The organism is Luteococcus japonicus, from assembly GCF_003752415.1.
Lineage (GTDB): Bacteria > Actinomycetota > Actinomycetes > Propionibacteriales > Propionibacteriaceae > Luteococcus > Luteococcus japonicus.
Window position 1 is genome coordinate 1427255 of the sequence record NZ_RKHG01000001.1, and the last position, 22694, is coordinate 1449948.

At 69.3% G+C, this 22694-nt stretch carries 19 protein-coding genes and 1 tRNA gene; 8 read left to right on the forward strand and 12 right to left on the reverse strand.

The window, feature by feature from the left end; all coding sequences use genetic code 11:
• Entirely contained in the window at positions 1 to 3411 is a 3411-nt protein-coding gene (locus EDD41_RS06990; RefSeq protein ID WP_123575404.1) for a pyruvate carboxylase, read from the reverse strand.
• A gap of 270 nt (positions 3412 to 3681) precedes the next feature.
• Complete coding sequence (locus EDD41_RS06995) at positions 3682 to 4494, reverse strand: class I SAM-dependent methyltransferase (protein WP_123575405.1); 813 nt, start codon at positions 4492 to 4494, stop codon at positions 3682 to 3684.
• A gap of 66 nt (positions 4495 to 4560) precedes the next feature.
• On the opposite strand from EDD41_RS06995, the gene EDD41_RS07000 reads away from it, so the two are divergent.
• A complete protein-coding gene (locus tag EDD41_RS07000; protein ID WP_211336604.1) occupies positions 4561 to 4965 on the forward strand; it encodes a cupin domain-containing protein in 405 nt (134 codons plus the stop codon).
• Positions 4966 to 5111: 146 nt separating this feature from the next.
• On the opposite strand, the gene EDD41_RS07005 is transcribed toward EDD41_RS07000, so the two are convergent.
• On the reverse strand, positions 5112 to 6530 hold the full coding sequence (locus tag EDD41_RS07005) for an NCS2 family permease (protein ID WP_123576905.1): 1419 nt from the start codon (positions 6528 to 6530) through the stop codon (positions 5112 to 5114).
• 196 nt (positions 6531 to 6726) lie between these two features.
• Between EDD41_RS07005 and EDD41_RS07010 the strand changes: the two genes are divergently transcribed.
• The gene (locus EDD41_RS07010) at positions 6727 to 6978 is read left to right on the forward strand and encodes a DUF2530 domain-containing protein (protein WP_170165272.1); all 252 of its coding nucleotides are present in this window, start codon (positions 6727 to 6729) and stop codon (positions 6976 to 6978) included.
• 18 nt (positions 6979 to 6996) lie between these two features.
• On the opposite strand, the gene EDD41_RS07015 is transcribed toward EDD41_RS07010, so the two are convergent.
• From EDD41_RS07015 to EDD41_RS07025, 4 genes are all read right to left on the reverse strand, one after another.
• Positions 6997 to 7461: an alpha/beta hydrolase-fold protein gene (locus tag EDD41_RS07015; protein ID WP_245995735.1), complete on the reverse strand. Its 465-nt coding sequence runs from the start codon at positions 7459 to 7461 to the stop codon at positions 6997 to 6999.
• Positions 7353 to 8117, reverse strand: coding sequence for a hypothetical protein (locus tag EDD41_RS17455; RefSeq protein ID WP_245995560.1), 765 nt, complete (start codon positions 8115 to 8117; stop codon positions 7353 to 7355). Before EDD41_RS17455 ends, EDD41_RS07015 begins: the two co-directional genes overlap by 109 nt.
• 178 nt (positions 8118 to 8295) lie before the next feature.
• Complete coding sequence (locus EDD41_RS07020; protein WP_094764518.1) at positions 8296 to 9081, reverse strand: DUF3027 domain-containing protein; 786 nt, start codon at positions 9079 to 9081, stop codon at positions 8296 to 8298.
• The gene (locus tag EDD41_RS07025; protein WP_094764519.1) at positions 9081 to 9464 is read right to left on the reverse strand and encodes a cold-shock protein; all 384 of its coding nucleotides are present in this window, start codon (positions 9462 to 9464) and stop codon (positions 9081 to 9083) included. The genes EDD41_RS07020 and EDD41_RS07025 overlap by 1 nt, the downstream gene beginning before the upstream one ends.
• A 200-nt stretch (positions 9465 to 9664) precedes the next feature.
• Between EDD41_RS07025 and EDD41_RS07030 the strand changes: the two genes are divergently transcribed.
• The gene (locus EDD41_RS07030; RefSeq protein ID WP_123575408.1) at positions 9665 to 10657 is read left to right on the forward strand and encodes a hypothetical protein; all 993 of its coding nucleotides are present in this window, start codon (positions 9665 to 9667) and stop codon (positions 10655 to 10657) included.
• Complete coding sequence (locus EDD41_RS07035) at positions 10654 to 12771, forward strand: helicase-associated domain-containing protein (RefSeq protein ID WP_123575409.1); 2118 nt, start codon at positions 10654 to 10656, stop codon at positions 12769 to 12771. Before EDD41_RS07030 ends, EDD41_RS07035 begins: the two co-directional genes overlap by 4 nt.
• 171 nt (positions 12772 to 12942) lie before the next feature.
• Here the strand turns inward: EDD41_RS07035 and EDD41_RS07040 are convergent, their stop codons facing one another.
• The 3 genes from EDD41_RS07040 to EDD41_RS07050 form a co-directional block, all read right to left on the reverse strand.
• Positions 12943 to 13923 carry a ribose-phosphate diphosphokinase gene (locus tag EDD41_RS07040; RefSeq protein ID WP_094764521.1) on the reverse strand — a complete coding sequence of 327 codons (981 nt, stop codon included), beginning with the start codon at positions 13921 to 13923 and terminating at the stop codon, positions 12943 to 12945.
• Positions 13920 to 15422, reverse strand: a complete 1503-nt coding sequence (gene glmU / locus EDD41_RS07045; protein WP_094764522.1) for a bifunctional UDP-N-acetylglucosamine diphosphorylase/glucosamine-1-phosphate N-acetyltransferase GlmU — start codon at positions 15420 to 15422, stop codon at positions 13920 to 13922. Before glmU ends, EDD41_RS07040 begins: the two co-directional genes overlap by 4 nt.
• A gap of 244 nt (positions 15423 to 15666) precedes the next feature.
• Positions 15667 to 15748 (reverse strand) — tRNA-Gln (locus EDD41_RS07050).
• 216 nt (positions 15749 to 15964) lie between these two features.
• Here EDD41_RS07050 and EDD41_RS07055 point away from each other — a divergent pair.
• Positions 15965 to 16708 carry a TetR/AcrR family transcriptional regulator gene (locus EDD41_RS07055; protein WP_123575410.1) on the forward strand — a complete coding sequence of 248 codons (744 nt, stop codon included), beginning with the start codon at positions 15965 to 15967 and terminating at the stop codon, positions 16706 to 16708.
• A gap of 149 nt (positions 16709 to 16857) precedes the next feature.
• Positions 16858 to 19047, forward strand: coding sequence for an NADP-dependent isocitrate dehydrogenase (locus EDD41_RS07060; protein ID WP_123575411.1), 2190 nt, complete (start codon positions 16858 to 16860; stop codon positions 19045 to 19047).
• Between the two features lie 97 nt (positions 19048 to 19144).
• Here EDD41_RS07060 and EDD41_RS07065 read toward each other — a convergent pair whose 3' ends face one another.
• Together EDD41_RS07065 and EDD41_RS07070 are read right to left on the reverse strand one after the other, a co-directional pair.
• A complete protein-coding gene (locus EDD41_RS07065; RefSeq protein WP_148060498.1) occupies positions 19145 to 19933 on the reverse strand; it encodes a hypothetical protein in 789 nt (262 codons plus the stop codon).
• Positions 19934 to 20036: 103 nt separating this feature from the next.
• Positions 20037 to 21320, reverse strand: a complete 1284-nt coding sequence (locus EDD41_RS07070; RefSeq protein WP_123575413.1) for an adenylosuccinate synthase — start codon at positions 21318 to 21320, stop codon at positions 20037 to 20039.
• A gap of 254 nt (positions 21321 to 21574) precedes the next feature.
• Here EDD41_RS07070 and EDD41_RS07075 point away from each other — a divergent pair, with 254 nt between their 5' ends.
• Together EDD41_RS07075 and EDD41_RS07080 are read left to right on the forward strand one after the other, a co-directional pair.
• Positions 21575 to 22291: an alkaline phosphatase gene (locus EDD41_RS07075; RefSeq protein WP_123575414.1), complete on the forward strand. Its 717-nt coding sequence runs from the start codon at positions 21575 to 21577 to the stop codon at positions 22289 to 22291.
• A 119-nt stretch (positions 22292 to 22410) separates the two neighbouring features.
• Positions 22411 to 22620: a hypothetical protein gene (locus EDD41_RS07080; RefSeq protein WP_123575415.1), complete on the forward strand. Its 210-nt coding sequence runs from the start codon at positions 22411 to 22413 to the stop codon at positions 22618 to 22620.
• Positions 22621 to 22694 lie beyond the last annotated feature (74 nt).

Below are 22694 nucleotides of genomic sequence, written 5' to 3' on the forward strand. Positions count from 1 at the left end.
TCAGGCCGGGGTGATCACCAGCAGCAGGTCGCCGCCTTCCAGCTGGGTGGTCGAGGGCACCGCGACGCGCTGCACCGTGCCCGCCACCGGTGAGGTGATGGCGGCCTCCATCTTCATCGCCTCGATGGTGGCCACCGTGGCACCCGCCTCGATCTGCTGGCCGGCCTCGACGGTCACGGTCACGGCGCCCGCGAAGGGTGCGGCGATGTGGCCGGGGTCGGACTTGTCGGCCTTCTCGACGGCGCTGGCCTCGGCCTTGACCGACGTGTCGCGCACCCGCACCGGACGCATCTGGCCGTTGAGCAGGGCGTGCACGGTGCGCTTGCCCTTCTTGTCGGCCTCGCCGATGGCGTCGAGCTCGAAGATCAGGCTGACGCCCTTGTCGAGGGTCACCACCTGCTCCTCCCCGGCACGCAGCCCGTACAGGTAGGGAATGGTGGGCACGGCCGACAGGTCCCCGAAGGTCTCGCGGTAGGCCTCGAAGTCCTTGGTCGGGCCGGGGAAGAGCAGCCGGTTGAGGGTCTCCTGCCGGGTGCGGCCGGGCTGGGACAGCAGGGCCAGGTCCTCGGCCGGCACCTCGGTGATGCGCGGCGGCGTGCGTCGGCCCTCCAGCGCCTTCGAGCGGAAGGGCTCCGGCCACCCGCCCTCGGGCTGGCCCAGCTCACCGTTCAGGAAGCCGATCACCGAGTCGGGGATGTCGAAGGCGTGCGGGTCCCGCTCGAAGTCGGCGGGGTCGGCCCCGACGGCCACCAGGTGCAGGGCCAGGTCACCCACCACCTTGGAGCTGGGCGTCACCTTGGTGGGGCGTCCCAGGATCTTGTCGGCCGCCGCGTACATGGCCTCGATCTGCTCGAACTTCTCCCCCAGCCCCAGCGCGATGGCCTGCTGGCGCAGGTTCGACAACTGGCCACCCGGGATCTCGTGGCGGTAGACCCGCCCGGTGGGCGCGGGAAGGCCGGACTCGAAGGGGTGGTAGACCTTGCGCACCGCCTCCCAGTAGGGCTCCAGCTCCGTGACGGCGCGCGGGTCCAGCCTGGTCTGCTTGTCCGTGTTGGCCAGCGCCATCACCAGCGCGGAGGCCGGTGGCTGGCTGGTGGTGGCGGCCATCGGGGCGCTGGCGACGTCGACGATGTCGACGTCGGCCCGGATCGCCTCCAGCAGTGTGGCCAGCTGGCCGCCGGCGGTGTCGTGGGTGTGCAGCGCCAGCGGGACGCTCGGGAACTCCTCGCGCAGGGCGGTGACCAGCTTCACCGCAGCCGGGGGCCGCAGCAGGCCGGCCATGTCCTTGATGGCCAGGATGTGGGCACCGGCGTCGACGCACTTGCGGGCCAGTTCCACGTAGTAGTCGAGGGTGTAGATGGTCTCGGCCGGGTCGTTCAGGTCACCGGTGTAGCACAGCGCCACCTCGGCGATGGCCGTCTTCGTCTCCAGCACCGCCTCGATCGCGGGGCGCATCTGCTCCACGTCGTTCAGGGCGTCGAAGATGCGGAAGACGTCGACGCCGACGGCCGCGGCCTCCTGCACGAAGGCCCGGGTCACCTCCACCGGGTACGGGGTGTAGCCGACGGTATTGCGGCCGCGCAACAGCATCTGCAACAGCGTGTTCGGCATGGCCTCGCGGAGCTTGGCGAGCCGCTCCCACGGATCCTCGCCCAGGAAGCGCAGGGCAACGTCGTAGGTGGCCCCGCCCCAGCACTCGACGCTGAACAGTTCCGGCAGCATCCGGGCGTAGTAGGGCGCGACCGTCAGCAGGTCACGGCTGCGCACCCGGGTGGCCAGCAGGCTCTGGTGGGCGTCGCGGAAGGTGGTGTCGGTCACCTCGACGCCCGACTGCTCGCGGACCTCACGGCTGAAGGCAGCGGGGCCCAGGTCCAGCAGCCGCTGGCGCGGCCCGGCGGGCACCGGAGCGGTCAGGTCGACGCCGACGGGCAGCTTCTCGGCCGGGTCCAGATTGGTGAGCGGCTCGCCATTGGGCTTGTTGACCGTCACGTCACCGAGCCAGCGCAGCATCTTCGTGCCGCGGTCGGCCGGGGTGCGGGAGGTGAGCAGGTAGGGACGCTCGTCGATGAAGCTGGTCGAGATGACGCCGCTGGCGAAGTCGGGCTCGTCGAGCACCGCCCGCAGGAAGGGCATGTTGGTGCTGACGCCACGGATCCGGAACTCGGCCAGAGCGCGACGGGCACGGCTGATCGCGGTCTCGAAGTCGCGGCCGCGGGCGGTCATCTTCACCAGCATCGAGTCGAAGTGGCCGCTGATCTCCACCCCGGTGGCCACGGTCCCACCGTCCAGCCGGATGCCGGCGCCGGAGGCCGAGCGGTAGGCGGTGATGGTGCCGGTGTCCGGGCGGAAGCCGTTGGCGGGGTCCTCAGTGGTGATGCGGCACTGCAGGGCGGCACCGCGGATCTCCAGCGTGTCCTGCGACAGGCCCAGCTCGGCGAGGCTCTCGCCGCCGCAGATCCGCATCTGCGACTGCACCAGGTCGACGTCGGTGATCTCCTCGGTGACGGTGTGCTCCACCTGGATGCGCGGGTTCATCTCGATGAAGTGGTGTTCCCCGGCGCGCGGCCCTTCCGTCTCCACCAGGAATTCGACGGTGCCGGCGCAGGAGTAGTTGATGGACTGGGCGAACTTCACCGCATCCGAGCAGAGGGCGGCCCGCAGTTCGTCGCTGAGGTGCGGCGCGGGGGCGATCTCGATCACCTTCTGGTGACGACGCTGGATGGAGCAGTCCCGCTCGAACAGGTGCATCACATTGCCGTGCTGGTCGGCCAGGATCTGCACCTCGATGTGGCGCGGACGGCCCACGGCCTGCTCCAGGAAGACCGTGGCATCGCCGAAGGCGCTCTCGGCCTCGCGCATGGCGGCACCCATCGCCTCGGCCAGGTCCTCGCGACGGTTCACCCGTCGCATCCCTCGGCCACCGCCACCGGCGACGGCCTTGACGAAGATGGGGAAGCCGATCTCGTCGGCCTGCTGCGTGAGCCACTCGACGTCGGTGGACGGGTCGCAGGAGCGCAGCGTGGGGATGCCGGCGGCCTTGGCCGCGGCCAGGGCACGGACCTTGTTGCCGGCCAGCTCGAGCACCTCCGGCGGCGGTCCGACGAAGGTGATGCCCGCATCGACGCAGGCCTGCGCCAGGTCCGGGTTCTCGCTCAGGAAGCCGTAGCCGGGGTAGATCGCGTCGGCGCCGGCGTGCTTGGCGACGCGGATGATCTCGTCGATGTCCAGGTAGTTGCGCACCGGGTGACCCGGCTCGCCGATCTGGTAGGACTCGTCGGCCTTGAGCCGGTGCTCGGAGGCCCGGTCCTCGTAGGGATAGACGGCGACGGTCTTCAGGCCCAACTCGTAGGCGGCTCGGAAGGCACGGACGGCGATCTCGCCGCGATTGGCAACCAGGACTTTCGTGAACATGGACCCAACCTATCGCCAGGCGGTGTGACCAATGTCACACGGCGGTCATTGATGGACACCCCTTGACAGCCGCGGTGCCCCCTTCAACCGAGGGCCCGCACCCCGTCCGCACCGAAAGGCCCCCGCCCCCACCGAAGGCTCACCATCCGCACCTGGGGGACCCGATCCACATGTTCGAACATGCGGATCAGGCCCCTTGGGTGCGGATGGTGAGAACAGTGGCGATGTGACACACGGGACGCCAGGGGGCCACTACTCCGACGGAAACCCTCAGGGGCGCCGACGAACAACCAGGGCCACGGCGCAGAGTTCCTGACGGTGGGCCGCAAAGGTGCGTCGCATCCCCAGCACCCGTCGGCGGGCCTCGGGCCTGCGGAGCAGGTTCACCAGGATCCGCACCAGGCCCACGACTCCCTCGTCGGCCAGCATTCGGCGCGGCTCGAGCAGGGCCATCTCCGTGGTCTGCGACCACTCGACGTCGTAGCCCTCTTCGTCGAAGAGCTGCCGCCATTCGGCGAGCGTCAACGGGCGGGCATTGACCTTGATGGCTCGCGCCAGGTCCTTGCGGATGTCCTCCTTGACCTGCTCGTCCAACTCGTCCGGACGCAGGCCCAGCTCGTGGATGGCATAGCGGCCGCCCGGCTCCAGCACTCGTCGGACCTCGGCCAGGATCTCCCGCTTGCCGCGCTCGGACTGCATCGTGAGCATGGCCTCCCCCACGACAAGATCCGCGCTCGCCTCCGGCAGCCCGGTCTGCTCGGCGCTGCCCAGGTGCACCTGGCCACGGGAGCCGATCACCGCGCGCACCGTGTCCGCGGCCTGCGGGTCACGCTCGACGGCCTGGTAGCCGGCCGGCTGGAGGTCTAGCAGCCGCGCAGCCGTGACGCCAATCCCCGGCGCCAGCTCCACCACCCGCCGACCCGCCGGTTCCGCCGCCGCGAGCATTGCCTCGGTGAGCTCCCGACCACCGGGACGCAGCACCCGCTTGCCCAGGGAGGCCAGCACCCAGTGCCCCTGCTGACCGCCCCCCGGACGCGCCTGGTCGAGCTCCTGCTCGTCGGTCTGGTCCACGCCTCGCTGCATGATGGCCCTTTCGTTCGCCGAGTCTTTAGGTTAGGTTTACCTAAACCATTAACCAAGGAGCCTTCCGTGTCAAATGAACAGCTTGAGGAATTCGCACCCGAGGATCCCCGTGCGGGTCACGTCGACCAGGGGGATGACGCCGGCCAGACCGACGGCGTCGCCACCTACGTCGCCAGCGCCTTCGAACAGTCCGCCTCGCGCGGCGGCCGGCCCGGTGCCACGGCCGTGGTGGACAACGAGACCACCAAGGTGGTCGCCTTCGAGTTCGCGGCCGGCGACGAGCTGAAGGAACACGCCGCCCGGCATCCGGTGCTGATCCAGGTGCTGCGGGGACGGGTGGACTTCACGCTGCCGGACCGCACCGTCGAGCTCGTGCCGGGCTCCTTGCTGCACCTGACCCCGATGCTGCGGCATGCGGTGCGCGCCACCGAGCCCACCACGCTCACGGTGACCATGCTGCTCCCCCGCTGACCCGAGCCTGTCGAGCAGCAGAAAGGGCCGACACCGTGGAAGGTGTCGGCCCTTGGGTACCGGCCCATCCGGCCGGAGACTTCTGTCCAAACCGGAATGTTACGCCGCAGCCCGGCCGTACTTCCAACCGGGGGCGGCGACGGGCCTCAGATCTTGTCCACCAGGCTCATCAGGATGCCCTGGGCGAAGTACACGACGAACAGCGCCGAGACCGCCCACAGCAGCGGATGCACCTGCTTCGCCTTGCCCTTGATCAGCTTGATCAGGCAGTAGACGATGAAGCCCGCGCCAATACCCGTCGTGATCGAGTACGCGAAGGGCATCAGGACGATGGTCAGGAAGGCGGGGATACCGTCCTCCACGTCGTCCCAGTCCACGTGCGCCACCTGGCTCATCATCAGGTAGCCGACGAAGGCCAGCACCGGGGCGGCGGCCTCGGACGGGATCATGTCGACGATGGGCGTCAGGAAGATGCTCAACAGGAAGGCGATGCCAGTGACCACCGAGGCCAGGCCGGTGCGGGCGCCCTCACCGACGCCGGCGGCAGACTCGATGTAGGAGGTGTTGGAGGACACACCACCCAGGCCACCGGCCATCGCGGCGACGGAGTCGACGGTCAGAATCTGCTGCAGGTGTGGCGGGTTGCCCTTGTCGTTGAGCAGGTCACCCTCCTGGCCGATCGCGACGACGGTGCCGACGGTGTCGAAGAAGTCGGCCAGCAGCAGGCTGAAGACCAGCAGCAACAGGCCCAGGAAGACCTTGAAGGAGAAGTGTCCCTCGGGGCTGAAGGCACCCAGCATGTCCACCTTGCCGAGCGTGCCCAGACTGGGGCTGGCGAAGTCCGCGGCGCTGGGCAGCTTGGGCACGTTCAGCGCCCAGCCGGTGGCCTTCTTGCTGCCGTCGGCCAGGAAGGTGGGGCCCACCTTGAAGACGGCCTCGACGACCACCGCGAGCACGGAGGTGAGCAGGATGGACAGCAGCATCGCGCCGCGCACCTTGCGGGTGTACAGGATGACCAGCAGCAGGAAACCGGTGATGCACACGGCGATCGGCCAGCCCATCAGGGAGCCGTTGATGCCCAGTTCGACGGGCGTCGAACCCGCGGGCTTGCGGACCACACCGGCGTCCATCAGGCCGACGAAGGTGACGAACAGGCCAATGCCGACGCTGATCGCGGTGCGCATCGGTGGCGGTACGGCCCGGAAGACCGCGGTGCGGATGCCGGTCATCACCAGCAGCGTGATCAGGATGCCCTCCCAGACCACCAGGCCCATCGCCTGCGCCCAGGTCATCTGCGGGGCGATGGCGTAGGCCAGCATCGCGTTCAGACCGAGGCCGGTCGCGAGGCCCAGCGGGTAGCGGCCCCAGACGCCCATCAGGATCGTCATCAGGCCGGCGATCAGCGCCGTGCCGGCCGCCACCATCATCTTGGAGTCGGCGACGGCGGCCCAGTCCACCTGGGTCCGGGCGGCGTCGAGGTATTTCGGGGCGCCGGAGATGAGCCGTCCCGTGCTGTCTGCCTCGGAGCCGATGATGATCGGGTTGAGCGCGATGATGTAGGCCATCGTGAAGAAGGTGACCAGTCCGCCGCGCACCTCCCGGCCGACATCGGACCCGCGCTGGGTGATCTCGAACCAGCGGTCCAGACCGCTGAGCTGCGTCTTGTGGGGGGAGCCGGGCGGCGTGACTGGTGCCGCCTGCGAATTGTTGACCATGGCTGACATCGTATGGCCCAGCATGTGGACGCCTAGAATGGCGTCCATGAGCGAGCCCACGCCGTCGCCCCGCCACCACTTCGTGCAGGCACCCATCCGTCCCCTGGACGAGGACGGGGTGCAGGTGGCCCGGGCGGGAACTGCCCTCTGGCTGGTGGCGACGCTGCTGCTGTGGCTGCGCCTCGACGCGCTACGGGCCGCAGGTCAGGGCTGGTGGCTGTGGGTCGGTGTCTGTGGCGTGATCCTGGGTCTGGTCGGCATCGTCTGGTGCACCCGGCGCCGCGCGGCACGTCCCTGAGCCGCGTCGGCCCCTGCCTCACGGAGCGAAACCCGGCACCGTGCGCCCCAGCCACTGGACGCCGCGCACCATCCCAGGAACCCACAGGTTGAAGGAGTGGCCGCCGCGTTGGTTGACCTCCGCCGTGACCGCCATGGGTGCGTGCACCCGCCCGAGGAAGGCATTGGTCGTCGGCCATGAGGCCTTGTCGTCCTTCGCGGTCTGCACATACAGCGCGACGCGCGGACAAGCACGGCGTGCCACGTCAACCAGGTCGAGCCGACGCGCGAGGGCGTCGGCCTGGTCCGCGGGCGGCTTGGAGGTACCCCACCAGGGGCGGAAGTAGCCGCCCAGCACCACCCCGGCCGCGAAACGATCGGGGTGGGTCATCGGCATCATCGCGGCGCACCAGCCGCCGGCGGAGTAACCCAGCCAGGCCCAGGCGGTGCGCTGCTGCATGACACGGAAGCGGGTACGCACCTGGTTGGGGACGTCCTGGGCCAGCCACTGCTCCATCTGGGTGGCGCCGTCGGGCCCCAGCACGCATTCGCTGTCGAGGCCGGGGTGATCGACGGGATGACGGCGATGAAGGGCTGCACCTCGTGCCGGGCCACCACCGGATCCGTGAGCTGCGCAAGGGACATCCGCCCCTGGAAGACGGGGAGACTGCCGGGCACCCCGTGGGCGGCGAGGAGCACGGGATAGGCACGGTGGGCATTGGCGGGGTCGAAGTAGCCGGCCGGGAGCAGGACGTCGACGGGCCACCGGCGCAAGCCGTCGGCGGTGGAGACCTCCAGGTGCTGGAGGCACTGCCCGGGCTGGGGAAGCGCGGGAAGACGCCGGCCATCGGTGCGGACGAGTTGCTCCCGGCCAAAGGTCTTGTGAGGATCACGAGCCCCGATGTGGGCCTCCGCGACGGGTTGGCGCCCCTGGACGAGGTCAGCCAGCGTCGGGTACCAGGCATTGGTGACGTTGAGGTAGAGGAAGACCGAGCCCAGCAGCACCGCATTGCTGACCAGCAGGGCGAGCACTGCCTTGGCCACGTCGACCCAGCGGCGCCGGGCCCGCAGCGTCACCAAGACCGTCGCGGCGGCCACCGCCACCAGCCCCAACGCGATCGCCACCCATCGCACATTCGGGTCCAACAGGTTCCATCCCATGCCACCGCCCCCTCAATGGCCGCCGGATGGGCCGAAGCCAGTATGGATTGGCAAGGGGGCAAATTGGGCTCGACGACGAAAGCATGCGCGACTGTCGTCGGTGATCCGTGGACCGCGGTGGTACTGGGCGGGAGCCAGCGCCCGGCCCCGGGTCACCCGGGGCCGAGGCGGGGGCTGTTCAGTCGAAGAGGTTGTCGTCGACGCCAATGGTGTCGAAGACGGGGACGCCCAGCTCCACGCCACGTTCCTCGGCGACGACGTCGGAGTGCCCGCCGCAGCCGTGGTCCACGGCGACGACATTCGCATCGAAGGGCGAGAACTCGTTGGTGCAGGCTCCGAAGATGCTGCCGAGCCCGCCCTGCAGGCGCACGAAGTAGCCGCAGGTCACGCAGGGTGCCGGGGCCAGCTTGCTGGACTGGTTCTCCGCACCGGAGTCGCCGGCGCTCCACCTTTCCGCGGCGACGGCTCGTCCGTGCTGCGACAGGACGCGCTCACGCCCCAGCCCGAGTTCGTTGACCACCGCACGGGTGGCGGACCACTCGGCCGGGTCGGCGTCGGCGGCGAACTCGCCACCGGTGAAGCCGGGCTCCAGGCGCGGGTCATTGTCCGGCGTGGGCAGCAGCGTCCCCGGGGCCACGTCCCCGGCCTGGATGCGGTCGCTCCACGGTACCCATGCGGGCGCCAGCAGGGCATCCTCACCGGGCAGCAGCACGATCTCGTTGATCGTGGCCACCCGGGCGCGCGAGGCACGCACCATGGTGACCGCCCAGCGCCAGCCGCTGTAGGCCGGATGCGGGCACGCGAACAGGTGGGTGACGATGCGCTCGTCCTCGGCCACGGCGCCGAGGTGCTCACCGACGCCGAAGTCCTTCGCGTGCTCGACGGCCGCCTCGCGGGCCTGCTCGACGGCCGCCGCGGTGACGGCGTCCAGCTTGGGCGCCCTCGACGTCTTCGCGACCGTCATCACAGCTCCAGCTCGTCGGCAACCTTGCGCAGCATCATCGCGATCTGCTTGGAGCTCTTCGGGTCGGGGTGCCGGCCATGGCGGTAGCCGTTGCCGATCCCGTCGAGCAGCTTGATCAGGTCCTCGGTGATGACCGCCATTTGTTCGGGCTTCTTGCGGCTGGCCTTGGACAGCGACGGCGGGGGCTCCAGCAGACGCACACTGAGCGCCTGCTCACCACGGCGGCCCTCGATGATGCCGAATTCCACCTTCTGGCCCGGCTTCAACGAGGTGACCCCTTCGGGGAGCACGTTGGCGCGCACGTAGACATCGCCCCCGTCCTCCTTGGACAGGAAGCCAAAACCCTTCTCTGCGTCGTAGAAACGCACCTTGCCGATGGGCACTTCATCCTCGCTTGGTCGTCTTCACCCGCGCCGGGAGGCACAGGTCATCACAGGATATCTGTCCGGAGCAAGACAGACCACCGCATTGCTCGGCCGCGTGCGGGTTCTCACCGCTCGGGTTCCCGCAAGCCGCTCGGGTTGCAACACGAGCGGAAATCCGAAACCCACTCGACATCGCGCGGCCGCCTAGACTGGAGGGCATGGCTGACTGGACCGACGGCGCCGAGTACGCACCCGTGGAGCGACCCGCGGGCTTTGCGACGCCCAGGGCCGGCGCGCTGCAGGTCATCGAGGCGGAGCCCAGCCCCGCCGATGGCCAGCCACTGGAGGCCCCCGGCGGCTACCGCCAGCCCGACACGACGCCGCTGGAGGCGCTCGATCCCCGTGATGCCCTGCCCCGCCGGGACCCCCGGGAGGCCTTCTCCACGCACGGCAGCGCAGATTCAGCGTGGGGTGCGGCGCACGCCTCCACCGGATGGGTCCCGACGATGCCCTTGGGCGATCCCGTCCACGAAGCAGCAGCCGTCGCCGACTTCCCGCCGCCGCAGGGCGCACCGGTGGGTGCGGCCCCGATGGGTGCAAACCCCATGCCCGGCGCCACTGGCGGCCCACAACCAGCACCCGCCGTGGTGGAGATCCCGCTCCAGGGGCACTTCCCGCCCCCGACGGTCGCACCGGCACCCCTGCCCCCGCCTGCCACGGCCGTCCGGCAGGAACCCACTGCCTGGCCACAGCCCCAGCAACAGGCCCCGGCCAGCACGCCCCAACAGTTCAACCCCTTCGCTCCCGCCCCGCGCAACGGCCAGCAGCCGACGCAGTGGCCCGTGCCGTCGGGCAACCAGCCCGCCCGGCGGGACACCCCGACGAAGCTGACGGCCACCGCGGTGGTCTCCGAGACCGGCCCGCTGGTCCTGGCGGTGCTGACCCTCGGTGCCCTGATCCCGGGCTTCGGAGCCATCACGCTGGTGATCGCCTCCATCCTGTCCCGGCGGCAGAACCCCGGCAATGTCATGCTGCGTGCCCTGTACAACGTGGCCATCTGGGCGGTCCTGCTGTCCTGGCTGGCCAGCGCCATCCTGACGCCCGAGACCAGTTCCTGGCCAGGCAACCTGGGCCGTTGGCTGTGCGCGGTGATGATCCCTGCCAGCCTGACCGCGGTCTACGACGAGCTCCGCAAGCGGATCGGCCGGTGAACGCGCCGCGCTCCATGGCCGACGTCGTCCGCGGCATGTCCCCCGACGAGCTGACCCGTCTGGTGGACCTGCGCCCGGACCTGGCCCTCCCCCGCCCGCAGGACCTCGCCGAACTGGTGGAGCGCGCCCTGGGAGCAACCTCGACGCAGCTGGCCCTGGAGGGGCTCGACGCCTGGCAGCGCCGGGTGGCACTCGCCCTGGCCGCCAGCCCCGACGCCATCTCCACCCGCCACCTGGCCGCGCTGATGGGGGCGGAACGCTCCGCCGTCGCGCAGACCATCCATGCCTTGCAACGGCGGGCCCTGCTGTGGGGCAACGAACGCGGCTGGCACATCACCCACGCCGTGCGGGCCGCCTTCGGAAGCTACCCGGCTGGATTGCCTGGCCAGTCCGTGATGCCCCTGCCGGACCACCAGATCGACGAGGCCCTGGCCGCCGTCGGGGAGCCCGGACGCGCCGTGCTGGAGCGGCTGCTCTGGGAGAACCCGACGGGCAGGGTTACCCAGGCAGATCGTCGCGGTTCGGCCACCTCCACGCGCCCCGTGGACCAGTTGCTGCACCACCGTCTGGTGCGGCCCCTGGACTCCGAGACCGTCATCCTGCCCCGCGAAGTGGCCCTGCGACTACGCGGCGGACGCCTCTTCCCCGACGAGGTCTCCCCCGTCGTCCCGCCGTGGCCCGCCGGCAGCGACAGCCGGGTGGCGGACCGCGCCGGACTGGGCAGCGCCTTCGAGCTGGTGTCCACGGTGGAGGTCCTCATCGAGGAGGTCGGCCGTCGCCAGCCCCGCCCGCTGGCCACCGGTGCGCTGCCCAAGAAGGAGCTCACCGCCCTCGCCCGGGAGGGCGGCGGACCGCAGCGGACGCTGTTGGCCCTGCTGGTGGCCGAACGCGCCGGTCTGATCACCTCGACGGCGAGCGCCTGGCTGCCCAGCGAGGGCTACGACGAATGGCTTGCCCTTGACGGCTGGGGACGGTGGATCGTGCTGCGCGACGCGTGGCTGGCGCTGGACGCCTTCGCGGACGTCCAGGCACCGGCCCTGGCACCGGGCAACACCGTCGCCTGGGCCGGGGCGCTGCGGCGGCTGGCCATTGAGCAGTTGCGGGCCGCCCCAGAGGGTGCACCCGTCGAGGCGCCGGTACTGGCCTCCCGGCTCGCCTGGTTGAAACCCGCATGGGCCCGGCTGGACCTGGAGCTGCTCGCAGGTCAGGTGGTGACCGAGGCCAGTTGGTTCGGTCTGGTGGCGCTCGGGCGGCGCACCGGGCTGGTCGATGCCGTCGAGGACCCGGGCTTCCCGCAACCAGCCGACGAGTTCATGGTCCAGTCGGACCTCACGGCGGTCACGCCGGCGCCACTGCGCGCCGAGGTGATGCGCACCATGGCGCTCGTTGCGGACCGCGAGTCCAGCGGCGGCGCCGGTGTCTACCGCTTCACCGCGGACAGCATCCGCCGCGCGCTCGATGCCGGTTTGGGCGCCGACGAGGTCCGCGGCTGGATCCGTGAGCACTCCCTCACGCCGGTTCCACAGGCGCTGGACTACCTGGTCGACGATGTCGCCCGGCGCCACGGCCTGGTGCAGGTGGCGGCGGTGGCCAGCGTCGTGACCGTCGATGACCCGGTGACCGTCGATGCCATCCTTGGTCGCCCCGGCGCCACCGAGCTGGGCCTGCGGCGTCTGGCGCCCACGGTGCTGGCCGCCGCAGCAGAGCCGGCGGACGTGGTGATCTTCCTGCGGGAACTGGGCCTGGCACCGGTGGCCCAGGACGCCTCGGGGGCCCGCTTCACCACGCCTGCATCCCGGCGCGCCAAGGCCCACGTCCCACCTGCCCCCATCGGTGGCCAGCGGGTGGACGCGCACGCGGTGGTGTCGGAGCTGCTGGTCCGCGACGAGGGCCGTCGGCACGCGGCCGAATCCGGAAACCTGCTCAAGGCCTTGGAGGATTCCATCGGCAAGCCCGGTTGGTGGCACCTTGACCACGTCGCCGACGACGGGACCCGCCGCACGGCCGAGGTTCGGGTGCTGGCGCTGACCGCAGGCCAGGCCCGCCTGATGAAGAAGGCAGAAGGCCCGTTCACCCTGCCGGTGAGCCGAATGATCGCGCTGCGCAAAGGTTGAGGCTGGCTGCACGCCAACCGCCCGTGCAGCACCACAGGCAGCAGCGGGCCGCATGGTCGTCCCGAACAGCGTCAAACGCGACCGAGCGCGACAATGTGCGACGAAGGAGCACTTGCGCGAGGGAGGCGAGCTGTCGGGACGAGCCATGCGGCCCGTTACGGTGGCCGAGGCCTAGGAATTCCCACCAAAGAGGCTGGTGACGGAGCCATCCTCGAAGACCTCGTGGATGGCCTTGGCGATCAGCGGCGCGATCGACAGCACGGTCAGCTTGTCCAGGTCCTTGCAGGACTCGGGAAGCGGCAGCGTGTTGGTGACGATGACCTCGCTGAAGGCGCTTCCGGCCAGACGTTCCCGGGCGGGGCCGCTGAGCACCGGGTGGGTGGTGGCGGCGATGACCTGCTTGGCGCCTCGCTCCATCAGGGCGTCGGCCGCCTGGCAGATGGTGCCAGCGGTGTCGATCATGTCGTCGACGAGCAGGCAGACCTTGCCCTCCACGTCGCCCACGACCTCGTGCACCTTCACCTGGTTGGCGACGTCGACGTCGTGGCGCTTGTGGATGATGGCCAGGGGGCAGCCGAGTCGATCGGTCCACATGTCGGCCAGGCGTACACGTCCGGCGTCGGGCGAGACGACGACCATCTCCGAGGTCTCGTACTTGTCGATGACGTACTCGGCCAACGCGGGCAGTGCCCACAGGTGGTCGACGGGACCGTCGAAGAAGCCCTGGATCTGGGCGGCGTGCAGGTCCACGCTCATCACGCGGTCCGCACCGGCGGCCTTGTACAGGTCAGCCATCAGGCGGGCGCTGATGGGTTCACGGCCCAGGTGCTTCTTGTCCTGGCGCGCATAGGGGTAGAAGGGGGCGACGACGGTGATCCGCTTGGCCGAGGCACGCTTGAGCGCGTCGACCATGATCAGCTGTTCCATCATCCACTGGTTGACCGGGGCGCAGTGGCTCTGGATCACGAAGGCGTCCGCGCCACGTACCGACTCCTCGAAGCGCACATAGGTCTCCGAATTGGCGTAGTCGATGGCACGCGTGGGCACCAGGTCGACGCCCATCAGTTCGGCGATCTCCTGCGCCAGCTCGGGATGCGCACGCCCCGAGAAGAGCATGAGGTGCTTGTCATTGGGGCGCTTGACACCGCTCACTTGTAATCCTCCGGCTTGCGATTTGCCATCTTCTCCCGGGACGCGGCCACGTCCGGGTGGATTTCGGGGTTTGCCTGGGCTGCGGACGCGGCGGCCTTGGAGGCGGGGCGCTTGCTGGCCACCCAGCCTTCCTTGACGGCCTGGCGGCCACGGGCGACGGCCATGGCGCCGGCGGGAACGTCCTCGACGAGGGCCGATCCGGCGGCCACGAAGGCCCCATCGGCAATGTCGACGGGCGCCACCAGCACCGAGTTGGAACCGATGAAGACGTTGTCACCCAGGTGGGTGACCGACTTGTTGGTTCCGTCGTAGTTGGCGAAGATCGTGCCGGCGCCGACGTTGACGCCCTCACCGATCCGCGCGTCGCCGCAGTAGGTCAGGTGCGGAACCTTCGAGCCGTCGCCGATCTGGGCGTTCTTGGTCTCGACGAAGGCGCCGATCTTGCCCTTGGCACCCAGCTCGGTGCCGGGGCGCAGGAAGCTGAACGGGCCGACGGTGGCCCCGGCGCCGATCACGCTCAGCGAGCCGTGGCTGCGAATGACGGTGGCGTCCTCCCCCACCTCTACGTCGGTCAGGGTGGTGTCGGGGCCGATCACAGCACCGGTGGCGATGCTGGTGGCGCCCTCGAGGTGGGTGCCGGACAGGATGGTCACGTCCTGCGCGATGTCGACGCCCTGCTCGATCCAGGTGGTCCTCGGGTCCTGGACGGTGACGCCGTTGCGCATCCACTTCTCGACGATGCGGCGGTTCATCTCCTCGTTCATCCGGGCCAGCTGGACGCGGTCGTTGACGCCCTCGGTCTGCCACAGGTCGTCGATCATGTGGGCACCGACGCGCTCATTGTTGCCGCGCGCGGTGGAGATGACGTCGGTCAGGTACAGCTCTCCCTGCGCATTGTCGGTCTTGAGGTGCTTGAGGCCCTCGTAGAGGGTCTCGGCATTGAAGATGTAGATGCCGGAGTTGATCTCGGTGACCGCGGCCTCGGCCTCGGTGGCGTCCTTCTGCTCGACGATCTTGGCGATCTGGTCACCCTCGCGGATGATCCGGCCGTAGCCGAAGGGCTCGGGTACCTCGGCGGTCAGCACGGTGATGTGGTTGTCCTTGGTGCGGTGCTCGGTCACCAGCTCGACCAGCGTCTGACCGGTCAGCATCGGCACGTCGCCGTAGGTGACCAGGATCTCGCCGCGCAGCTCGCCCAGACCCTGCAGGCCGCACTGGACGGCATGGCCGGTGCCCTTCTGCTCCTCCTGGACCGCGGTGGTGACATTGGGGGCAATCTCCGACAGGTGCTGCAGCACCTGCTCCCGCTTGTGGCCGACGACCACGACGAGGTGCTCCGGCTCCACCTCTTCGGCGGCATTGACCGCGTAGCTGAGCATGGAGTGTCCGGCCACCTGGTGCAGCAGCTTCGAGGTGTTGGACTTCATGCGCGTCCCGCCACCTGCGGCGAGTACGACGACGGCCGCCACCTGGCGGGCTTCGGGCTGCTGACTGCTCACGTGGCTCCTTCGGGTCCGGCAGCTTCCTGCCACAGACAGGGAGTGACTGCCTCATCAGTGCTCCTGTGGCACTCTACCGCGTCGGGGCCGGTGGACCCGGAGGTCATGGCGCAGCCAGTCTGGGCCAGGACGACGGCGTCGTGAAGAGGATGACGCCCATCTGGACGCAAGGTGTCAGTCTCCGGCCGTTGATCGACCGCGCGTCTGCCCTCTGCTGACGGCAATCCGCGCACGTCATGACATGTGGCTCCCCGGAGTGGAGTCGAACCACTGTCGCTAATCCTGATTCAAAGTCAGGCGGGCCCTGCCGGCAGACCAACCGGGGAACGCTCGTGGCGCGCACGAGCTCCCAGTACTCTACGGCACCGGCACCCACGTCGCCCATTCCGTCGCGCCGCGGCTCCCTCTGCGGACCGCGGACCTCTCCCACATGGTGCACCCGGCGCCACCCCTGCACCTGGCGACGGGCCCCCAAGGCGCAAGGAGCAGGCCCCGGCGCGACGAGCAGGAACCGTCGAGGACCGATATGGGATCATGTAGCCATGCCGGAACGCCACGCCACCCCCGAAGAGGTGACCGCGACGCCCCCTGCCCCGGAGCGTCCCACCACCTCCGCTCGTGCCCGTCGTGGCCGGATCCGGATGACGAGCGAGGAACGCCGCGAGCAACTGATCGGTGTGGCCCGCACCCTGTTTGCCCAGCGTGGCTTCGAGGGCACCAGCGTGGAGGAGATCGCGGCCACCGCCCAGGTCAGCAAGCCGGTGGTCTACGAGCACTTCGGTGGCAAGGAAGGGCTCTACGCCGTCGTGGTGGACCGGGAGGTCCGACGGCTGCACGACATGATCCGCACGGCCCTGACCACCCCCGGCGCCAGCTCTCGCGAACTCATCGAGTACGGCGCCCTCGCCCTGATGGACTACCTGGACGAACACCCCGACGGTTTCCTGATCCTGGCCCGTGACTCCTCGGTGGTGGCGACCCAGGGCTCCTTCGCCAGCATCCTGTCCGACATCGTCGGCCGCGTCACGGACCTGCTGGAAGCTCCCCTGAAGAGGCACGGCTTCGAGGCGACGCACTCCGATCTCTACGCCCAGGCGCTGGTGGGCCTGGTGGCGCTGGCCGGCCAGAGCTGGTTGGACACCCGGGAACCACCCAAGGAGGTCGTCGCGGCACATCTGGTGAACCTGGCCTGGAATGGGATGGCCAATCTGGTGCCCAACCCGGGCCTCACCGTGCGGGAGATGCCCGAGGACGCCCCTCGGCACCGTCCCAACCGCCGCGTCTGAGGCGCCGGCGCACGGCCGTTCCGCCCACCGCCGCGAGCCCGGGGATGTGTCGCAGCTGTCCGCTAGGGTGGCCCTGAAGGCTGGCACGGCTGCCAGCCCGATGCCACTGACGGTCAGCCGTCCAGACGATTGAGGGGAAGCCCCAGCCCATGGCGAAGATCATCTACACACACACCGACGAGGCCCCGCTGCTCGCCACCTACTCCCTGCTTCCGGTGGTGCAGGCCTACCTGAGCACCGCCGGAGTCGAGGTCGAGACCCGAGACATCTCCCTGGCCGGCCGCATCGCCGCCGCCTTCGGCAAGCAGCCTGATGCCCTCGCGGAACTCGGTGCCCTGGCCCAGACCCCTGAGGCCAACATCATCAAGCTGCCCAACATCTCGGCCTCGATGCCGCAGCTGAAGGCAGCCATCGCCGAGCTGCAGGCCCAGGGCGTCGACGTCCCCGACTACGACACCGCCTCCGACGAGGACAAGGCCAAGTACGACGCCGTCAAGGGTTCCGCCGTGAACCCGGTGCTGCGCGAGGGCAACTCCGATCGTCGCGCCCCCATCGCCGTCAAGAACTACGCCCGCAAGCACCCGCACAGCATGGGCGCCTGGTCGGCCGACTCGAAGACCGCCGTGGCCACCATGGATGGCGATGACTTCCGCCACAACGAGCAGTCGGTCATCATGCCCGCCGAGGACGTGCTGAAGTTCCAGCTGGTCGGCGCCGACGGCACCGTGACCGTGCTGAAGGAGAAGCTGCCCGTGCTGGCCGGCGAGGTCGTCGACGCCACCGTGCTGAGCGCCAAGGCACTGGATGCCTTCCTGGCCGACCAGGTCAAGCGCGCCAAGGACGAGGGCATCCTGTTCTCCACCCATCTCAAGGCCACCATGATGAAGGTCTCCGACCCGATCATCTTCGGCCACGTCGTCAAGGCCTTCTTCCCGCAGACCTTCGAGAAGTTCGGCGCCGACCTCGACGCGGCCGCCCTGAGCGCCAACAACGGCTTGGGCGGCATCTTCGCCGGCCTCGATGCGCTGCCCAATGGCGCCGAGATCAAGAAGAGCTTCGACGACGAGCTGGCCGCCGGCCCCGCGCTGGCCATGGTGAACTCCGACAAGGGCATCACCAACCTGCACGTCCCCAGCGACGTGATCGTCGACGCCTCGATGCCCGCGATGATCCGCACCTCGGGCCAGATGTGGAATGCCAAGGGCGAGCAGCAGGACACCCTCGCGGTGATCCCGGACAGCTCCTACGCCGGCATCTACCAGGTCGTCATCGACGACTGCAAGGCCAATGGCGCCTTCGACCCCACCACCATGGGCTCGGTCCCGAATGTCGGTCTGATGGCCCAGAAGGCCGAGGAGTACGGCTCCCACGACAAGACCTTCGAGATCCAGGCCGCGGGCAAGGTCCAGGTCCTCAACCAGGCCGGCGACGTGCTCATGGAGCACGACGTGCAGCCCGGTGACATCTGGCGCGCCTGCCAGGCCAAGGACGCCCCGATCCGCGACTGGGTGAAGCTCGCCGTCACCCGCTCGCGCCTGTCGGGCACCCCTGCCGTGTTCTGGCTGGACCCGGAGCGCGCCCACGACCGCAACCTGATCGAGCTGGTCAAGAAGTACCTGGCCATGCCCGAGGTCGTTGGTGACGCCACTGGCCTGGACATCCAGATCATGAGCCCGGTGGAGGCCACCCAGTTCTCCATCGATCGGATCCGCAAGGGCGAGGACACCATCTCGGTGACCGGCAATGTGCTGCGCGACTACAACACCGACCTGTTCCCGATCCTGGAGCTGGGCACCAGCGCCAAGATGCTGTCGGTGGTTCCGCTGATGAATGGTGGCGGCCTCTTCGAGACCGGCGCCGGCGGCTCCGCTCCGAAGCACGTGCAGCAGCTCGTCGAGGAGAACTACCTGCGGTGGGACTCGCTGGGCGAGTTCATGGCCCTGGCCGAGAGCCTGCGTCACCTGGCTGCCTTCGACTCGAACAAGCGCGCCGAGGTGCTCGCGGAGGCCCTCGACAAGGCCACCGAGACCCTGCTCAACGAGAACAAGGGCCCGGCCCGCAAGGTCGGCCAGATCGACAACCGCGGCTCGCACTTCTACCTCGCCCTGTACTGGGCGCAGGAGCTTGCCGCGCAGACCGACGACGCCGAACTGGCAGGAGCCTTCAAGGCCCTCGCCGAGCAGTTGTCGGCCGACGAGCAGAAGATCGCCCAGGAGCTCATCGAGGTCCAGGGCAAGCCCGTGGAGATCGGTGGCTACTACTGCCCCGACGACAAGCTGACCAGCGAGGTCATGCGTCCGTCGGCAACCTTCAACGAGGCACTGGCCACGATCAGCTGAGAGGCTGATTGACCAATTCTGGTGGGGTCCGGGACGTCGTTCCCGGGCCCCATCGTCATGCGTGCCGGGGACCGAACACGCCACCTTCAGGAAGTGTTCAGGCTTCGGCTACCATGTGCGCAGCACGAGGGAGCCACAGGCGGCTCGACCCCCACACCACGTGCTGGAGGAAGAACCCCATGAGCATCGCCCGTACCGGCTCCGCCCTGTTCGTCGTGGCTGTCGCCGCATCCGCCGTCGTCAACGTCGTCGCCCCTGTGCAGCCCGCAACCCAGCCATCGCCGTCACCATCCGCGTCGACGAGTGCGATCGTCCCCGCGCCCGCAAGCCAGGCCAGCACCACGGCCACGAGCGCCCCGGCCAGCACCACCGCCACGGGCCCGCAGCAGGAGACGCAGCCGCAGGACCAGGACGCCACCACCGCATCGCCCGCGGCCACCACCGAGGCCAGCGCCCCGTCCGCTCCCGTGACAGCGAGTGCCACCCCCAGTGTTTCCGCGTCGGCCCCCAGTACGCCGCCGCCCAGCCCCCTGGGTGACAGCACCGCACCGTCCGGCGCCCCGGCCACCACCGCGGCCCCCGCGCCCACGGCGTCTGTGGCGGCCAGCCACCGGCCGAGCCCGGCGCCGCACCCCAGCGCCACGAATTCGCGGCCCACCTCGAACCCGATGTCCACCCGGCCCACGGCCCACCCGTCGGCGCCGACCCGGCGCCCCAGCGCGACGCCGAGCACGGCCCGCCCCACCGTCACCGCACGGCCGACGGCGAAGCCCACGGCCACAACCACCGCGAAGCCGACGGCGAAGCCCACCGCCACGGCGAAGCCCACTGCCACGAACCCGCAGCCGGAACCGACGGCCACCAGGAGCTGCCCCCACGGCCGCACCGGGGAACACGACTGCCGCCGCTGATCGCCTCGGACATCCACCACGAGAAGCACCCGTCCACCCCACTGGGGCGAACGGGTGCTTGTGGTCTGGCGGGAGCCGTCAGAGCAGGTCGTTGATGGTGACCGTCTGCTCGCGGCCGGGGCCGACACCGATTCCGGAGATGCGGCAGCCGATCAGCTCCTGCAGGCGCTTGACGTAGGCCTGACAGTTCGCGGGGAGGTCCTCAAAGTGTCGGGCACCGGAGATGTCCTCGTGCCAGCCGTCGAGGTATTCGAAGACCGGGGTGGCCTTCGCCAGCTGGTTGACGTCCACCGGGAAGTGCTCCAGACGCTCACCGTCGGCCTCGTAGGCGACGCAGACCGGGATCCGGTCCCAGCCGGACAGGATGTCCAGCTTGGTGAGGAAGATGTCGGTGCAGCCATTGAAGGTGGCAGCCTGCTCCACCACCAGGGCGTCGAACCAACCACAGCGACGGGGGCGTCCGGTGGTGGCGCCGAACTCGCCACCCTCGGTGCGCAGCCGCTCACCGTCGGCGTCGAAGAGCTCGGTCGGGAACGGTCCCTCCCCCACGCGCGTGGTGTAGGCCTTGGCGATGCCGACGATCCGGTCGATCCGGGTGGGGCCGACGCCGGTACCGGTGCAGGCGCCACCCGCAGTGGGGTTGGAGCTGGTGACATAGGGGTAGGTGCCGTGGTCCACGTCGAGGTGGTGCGCCTGGGCGCCCTCGAAGAGGACCACCTTGCCCTCGTCGAGCGCGTCGTTGAGCACGCGGGCGGAATCCACCACGTGCGGGCGGATGCGTTCGCGGTGCACGAGCAGCTGTTCGACCACCTCGTCGGCGCGGATCTCCGGACGGTTGTACATCTTGACCAGCTGGCTGTTCTTGCTGACCAGGGCGGCTTCAACCTTGTCCCCCAGGGTCTGCTCGTCGAACAGGTCCTGGACGCGGATGCCCATCCGGTTGATCTTGTCCGAGTAGGCGGGGCCGATGCCGCGGCCGGTGGTGCCGATCTTGCGCTTGCCGGCGAAGCGCTCGGTCACCTTGTCCATGGTCTGGTGGTAGCTGGTCAGCACGTGGGCGGTGGCACTGACCTTCGGGTGGTTGACCTCGGTGCCGCGCTCGGCCAGCTCGTCGAGCTCGGTGTAGAGGACATCCAGGTCGATCACGACGCCATTGCCCAGCACGCAGGTGGTGTTCTCGTTGAGGATTCCCGACGGCAGCAGGTGCAGGACGGTCTTCTGACCATTGACCACCACCGTGTGCCCGGCATTGTTGCCGCCCGAGTATCGGGCGCAGAAGTCCACGCGCTCGCCGAGCTGGTCGACGGCCTTGCCCTTGCCCTCGTCGCCCCACTGGGTACCGATCACCACGATGCCAGGCATTTCAGCCCTCCAAGATCATTCAGCGACGCCGCTGGTCCGTGCCCCGGCGCCAGAAACAGGTGAAGCCCCTTGCACGAGTGCAAGCGGGCTCTTGCCACACAAGGTTACCTCACCCCCGCCGCCACCCCGGGAGGTGTCCGCAAACGCCGAAGGATCGCCCAGTGCTCACCTCGCGGCCATCTGGAGGCACCCACGGCGACCTGGCTGGAGTTGCTACGTCACGTAGTAGACACCCCACTCACGAGGAGAACCCGATGAACACCCGTCGCATCGCCGCGCCCCTGTTCAGCCTGGCCCTGGTGGCCGGCCTCACCTGTGCAGGAAACGTCTCCAGCGCCGACGCCACCGCGCCGCTGCCCGCCAAGAAGGCCAACAAGAAGCCCAAGGCTCCCAAGAACGTCATCGTCCTGATCGGTGACGGCATGGGCTACAACCAGATTGCCGCTGCCTCGCTGTACGAGAAGGGCCGCAGTTACAAGCAGGCCGTCGGCCAGCCCGGCGCCGTCCGCGAGGTCACCGGCCGTCCCGTCACCCTGCAGGAGAAGTTCCCGGTGCAGGTGGACATGGCCACCTACTCGGTCAAGGGTTCCCATGACCCCTTGCGCGCCTGGCGGGACTTCGAGTGCGTCAAGGCCGATCCCACCGGCTCCGCCGCGGCCGGCACCGCGATGTCGACCGGTGTCAAGACCTACAACGCCGGTCTGGGTGTCGATGCCGACGGCAAGCCCGTCGAGAACCCGTCCGAGCGCGCCATCGCCCTCGGCAAGGCCGCGGGCTCCATCTCGTCGGTGCAGTTCAGCCACGCCACGCCCGCCTCCTACGTGGTGCACAACAAGTCCCGCAATGACCACATGGGCATCGCGAAGCAGGAGGTCGCCTCCGAGATGACCGTCATGATGGGCGCAGGCAACCCCCACTTCGACGACAACGGCAAGAAGCTGAAGGCCCCCAAGTACGGCTACATCTCCTAGGAGGACTACACGGCGCTGCAGCAGGGCACCAAGGGCTGGAAGCTGCTGGAGAGCAAGGCCGACTTCACAGAAGCTGGCCAAGGGCAAGACCCCCCAAGCGGGTCTTCGGCATCCCGCAGGTGGCCACCAGCCCGCCTGGCACTCAGGCGCGACCACACCATCCACCGGTCCCCGTCCATGCCAAGGGCGCCGGTTCCAAGCAGCTGGCCAAGCGCGCCGTCGCGGGCGACCCGGTGCGCGGCAAGTACCTGGACAACACGGACCTCGCCAATGTGTTGCTGCAGGACCTGTGGGCCAACTGTTCGCAGGCGATGGGCAAGCGCCGCTGACGCACCTGCGGCTGCAGGGACGCAGGAGGGCCCGCACTCCGATCGTGGTGATCGGGGTGCGTGCCCTCCACGTC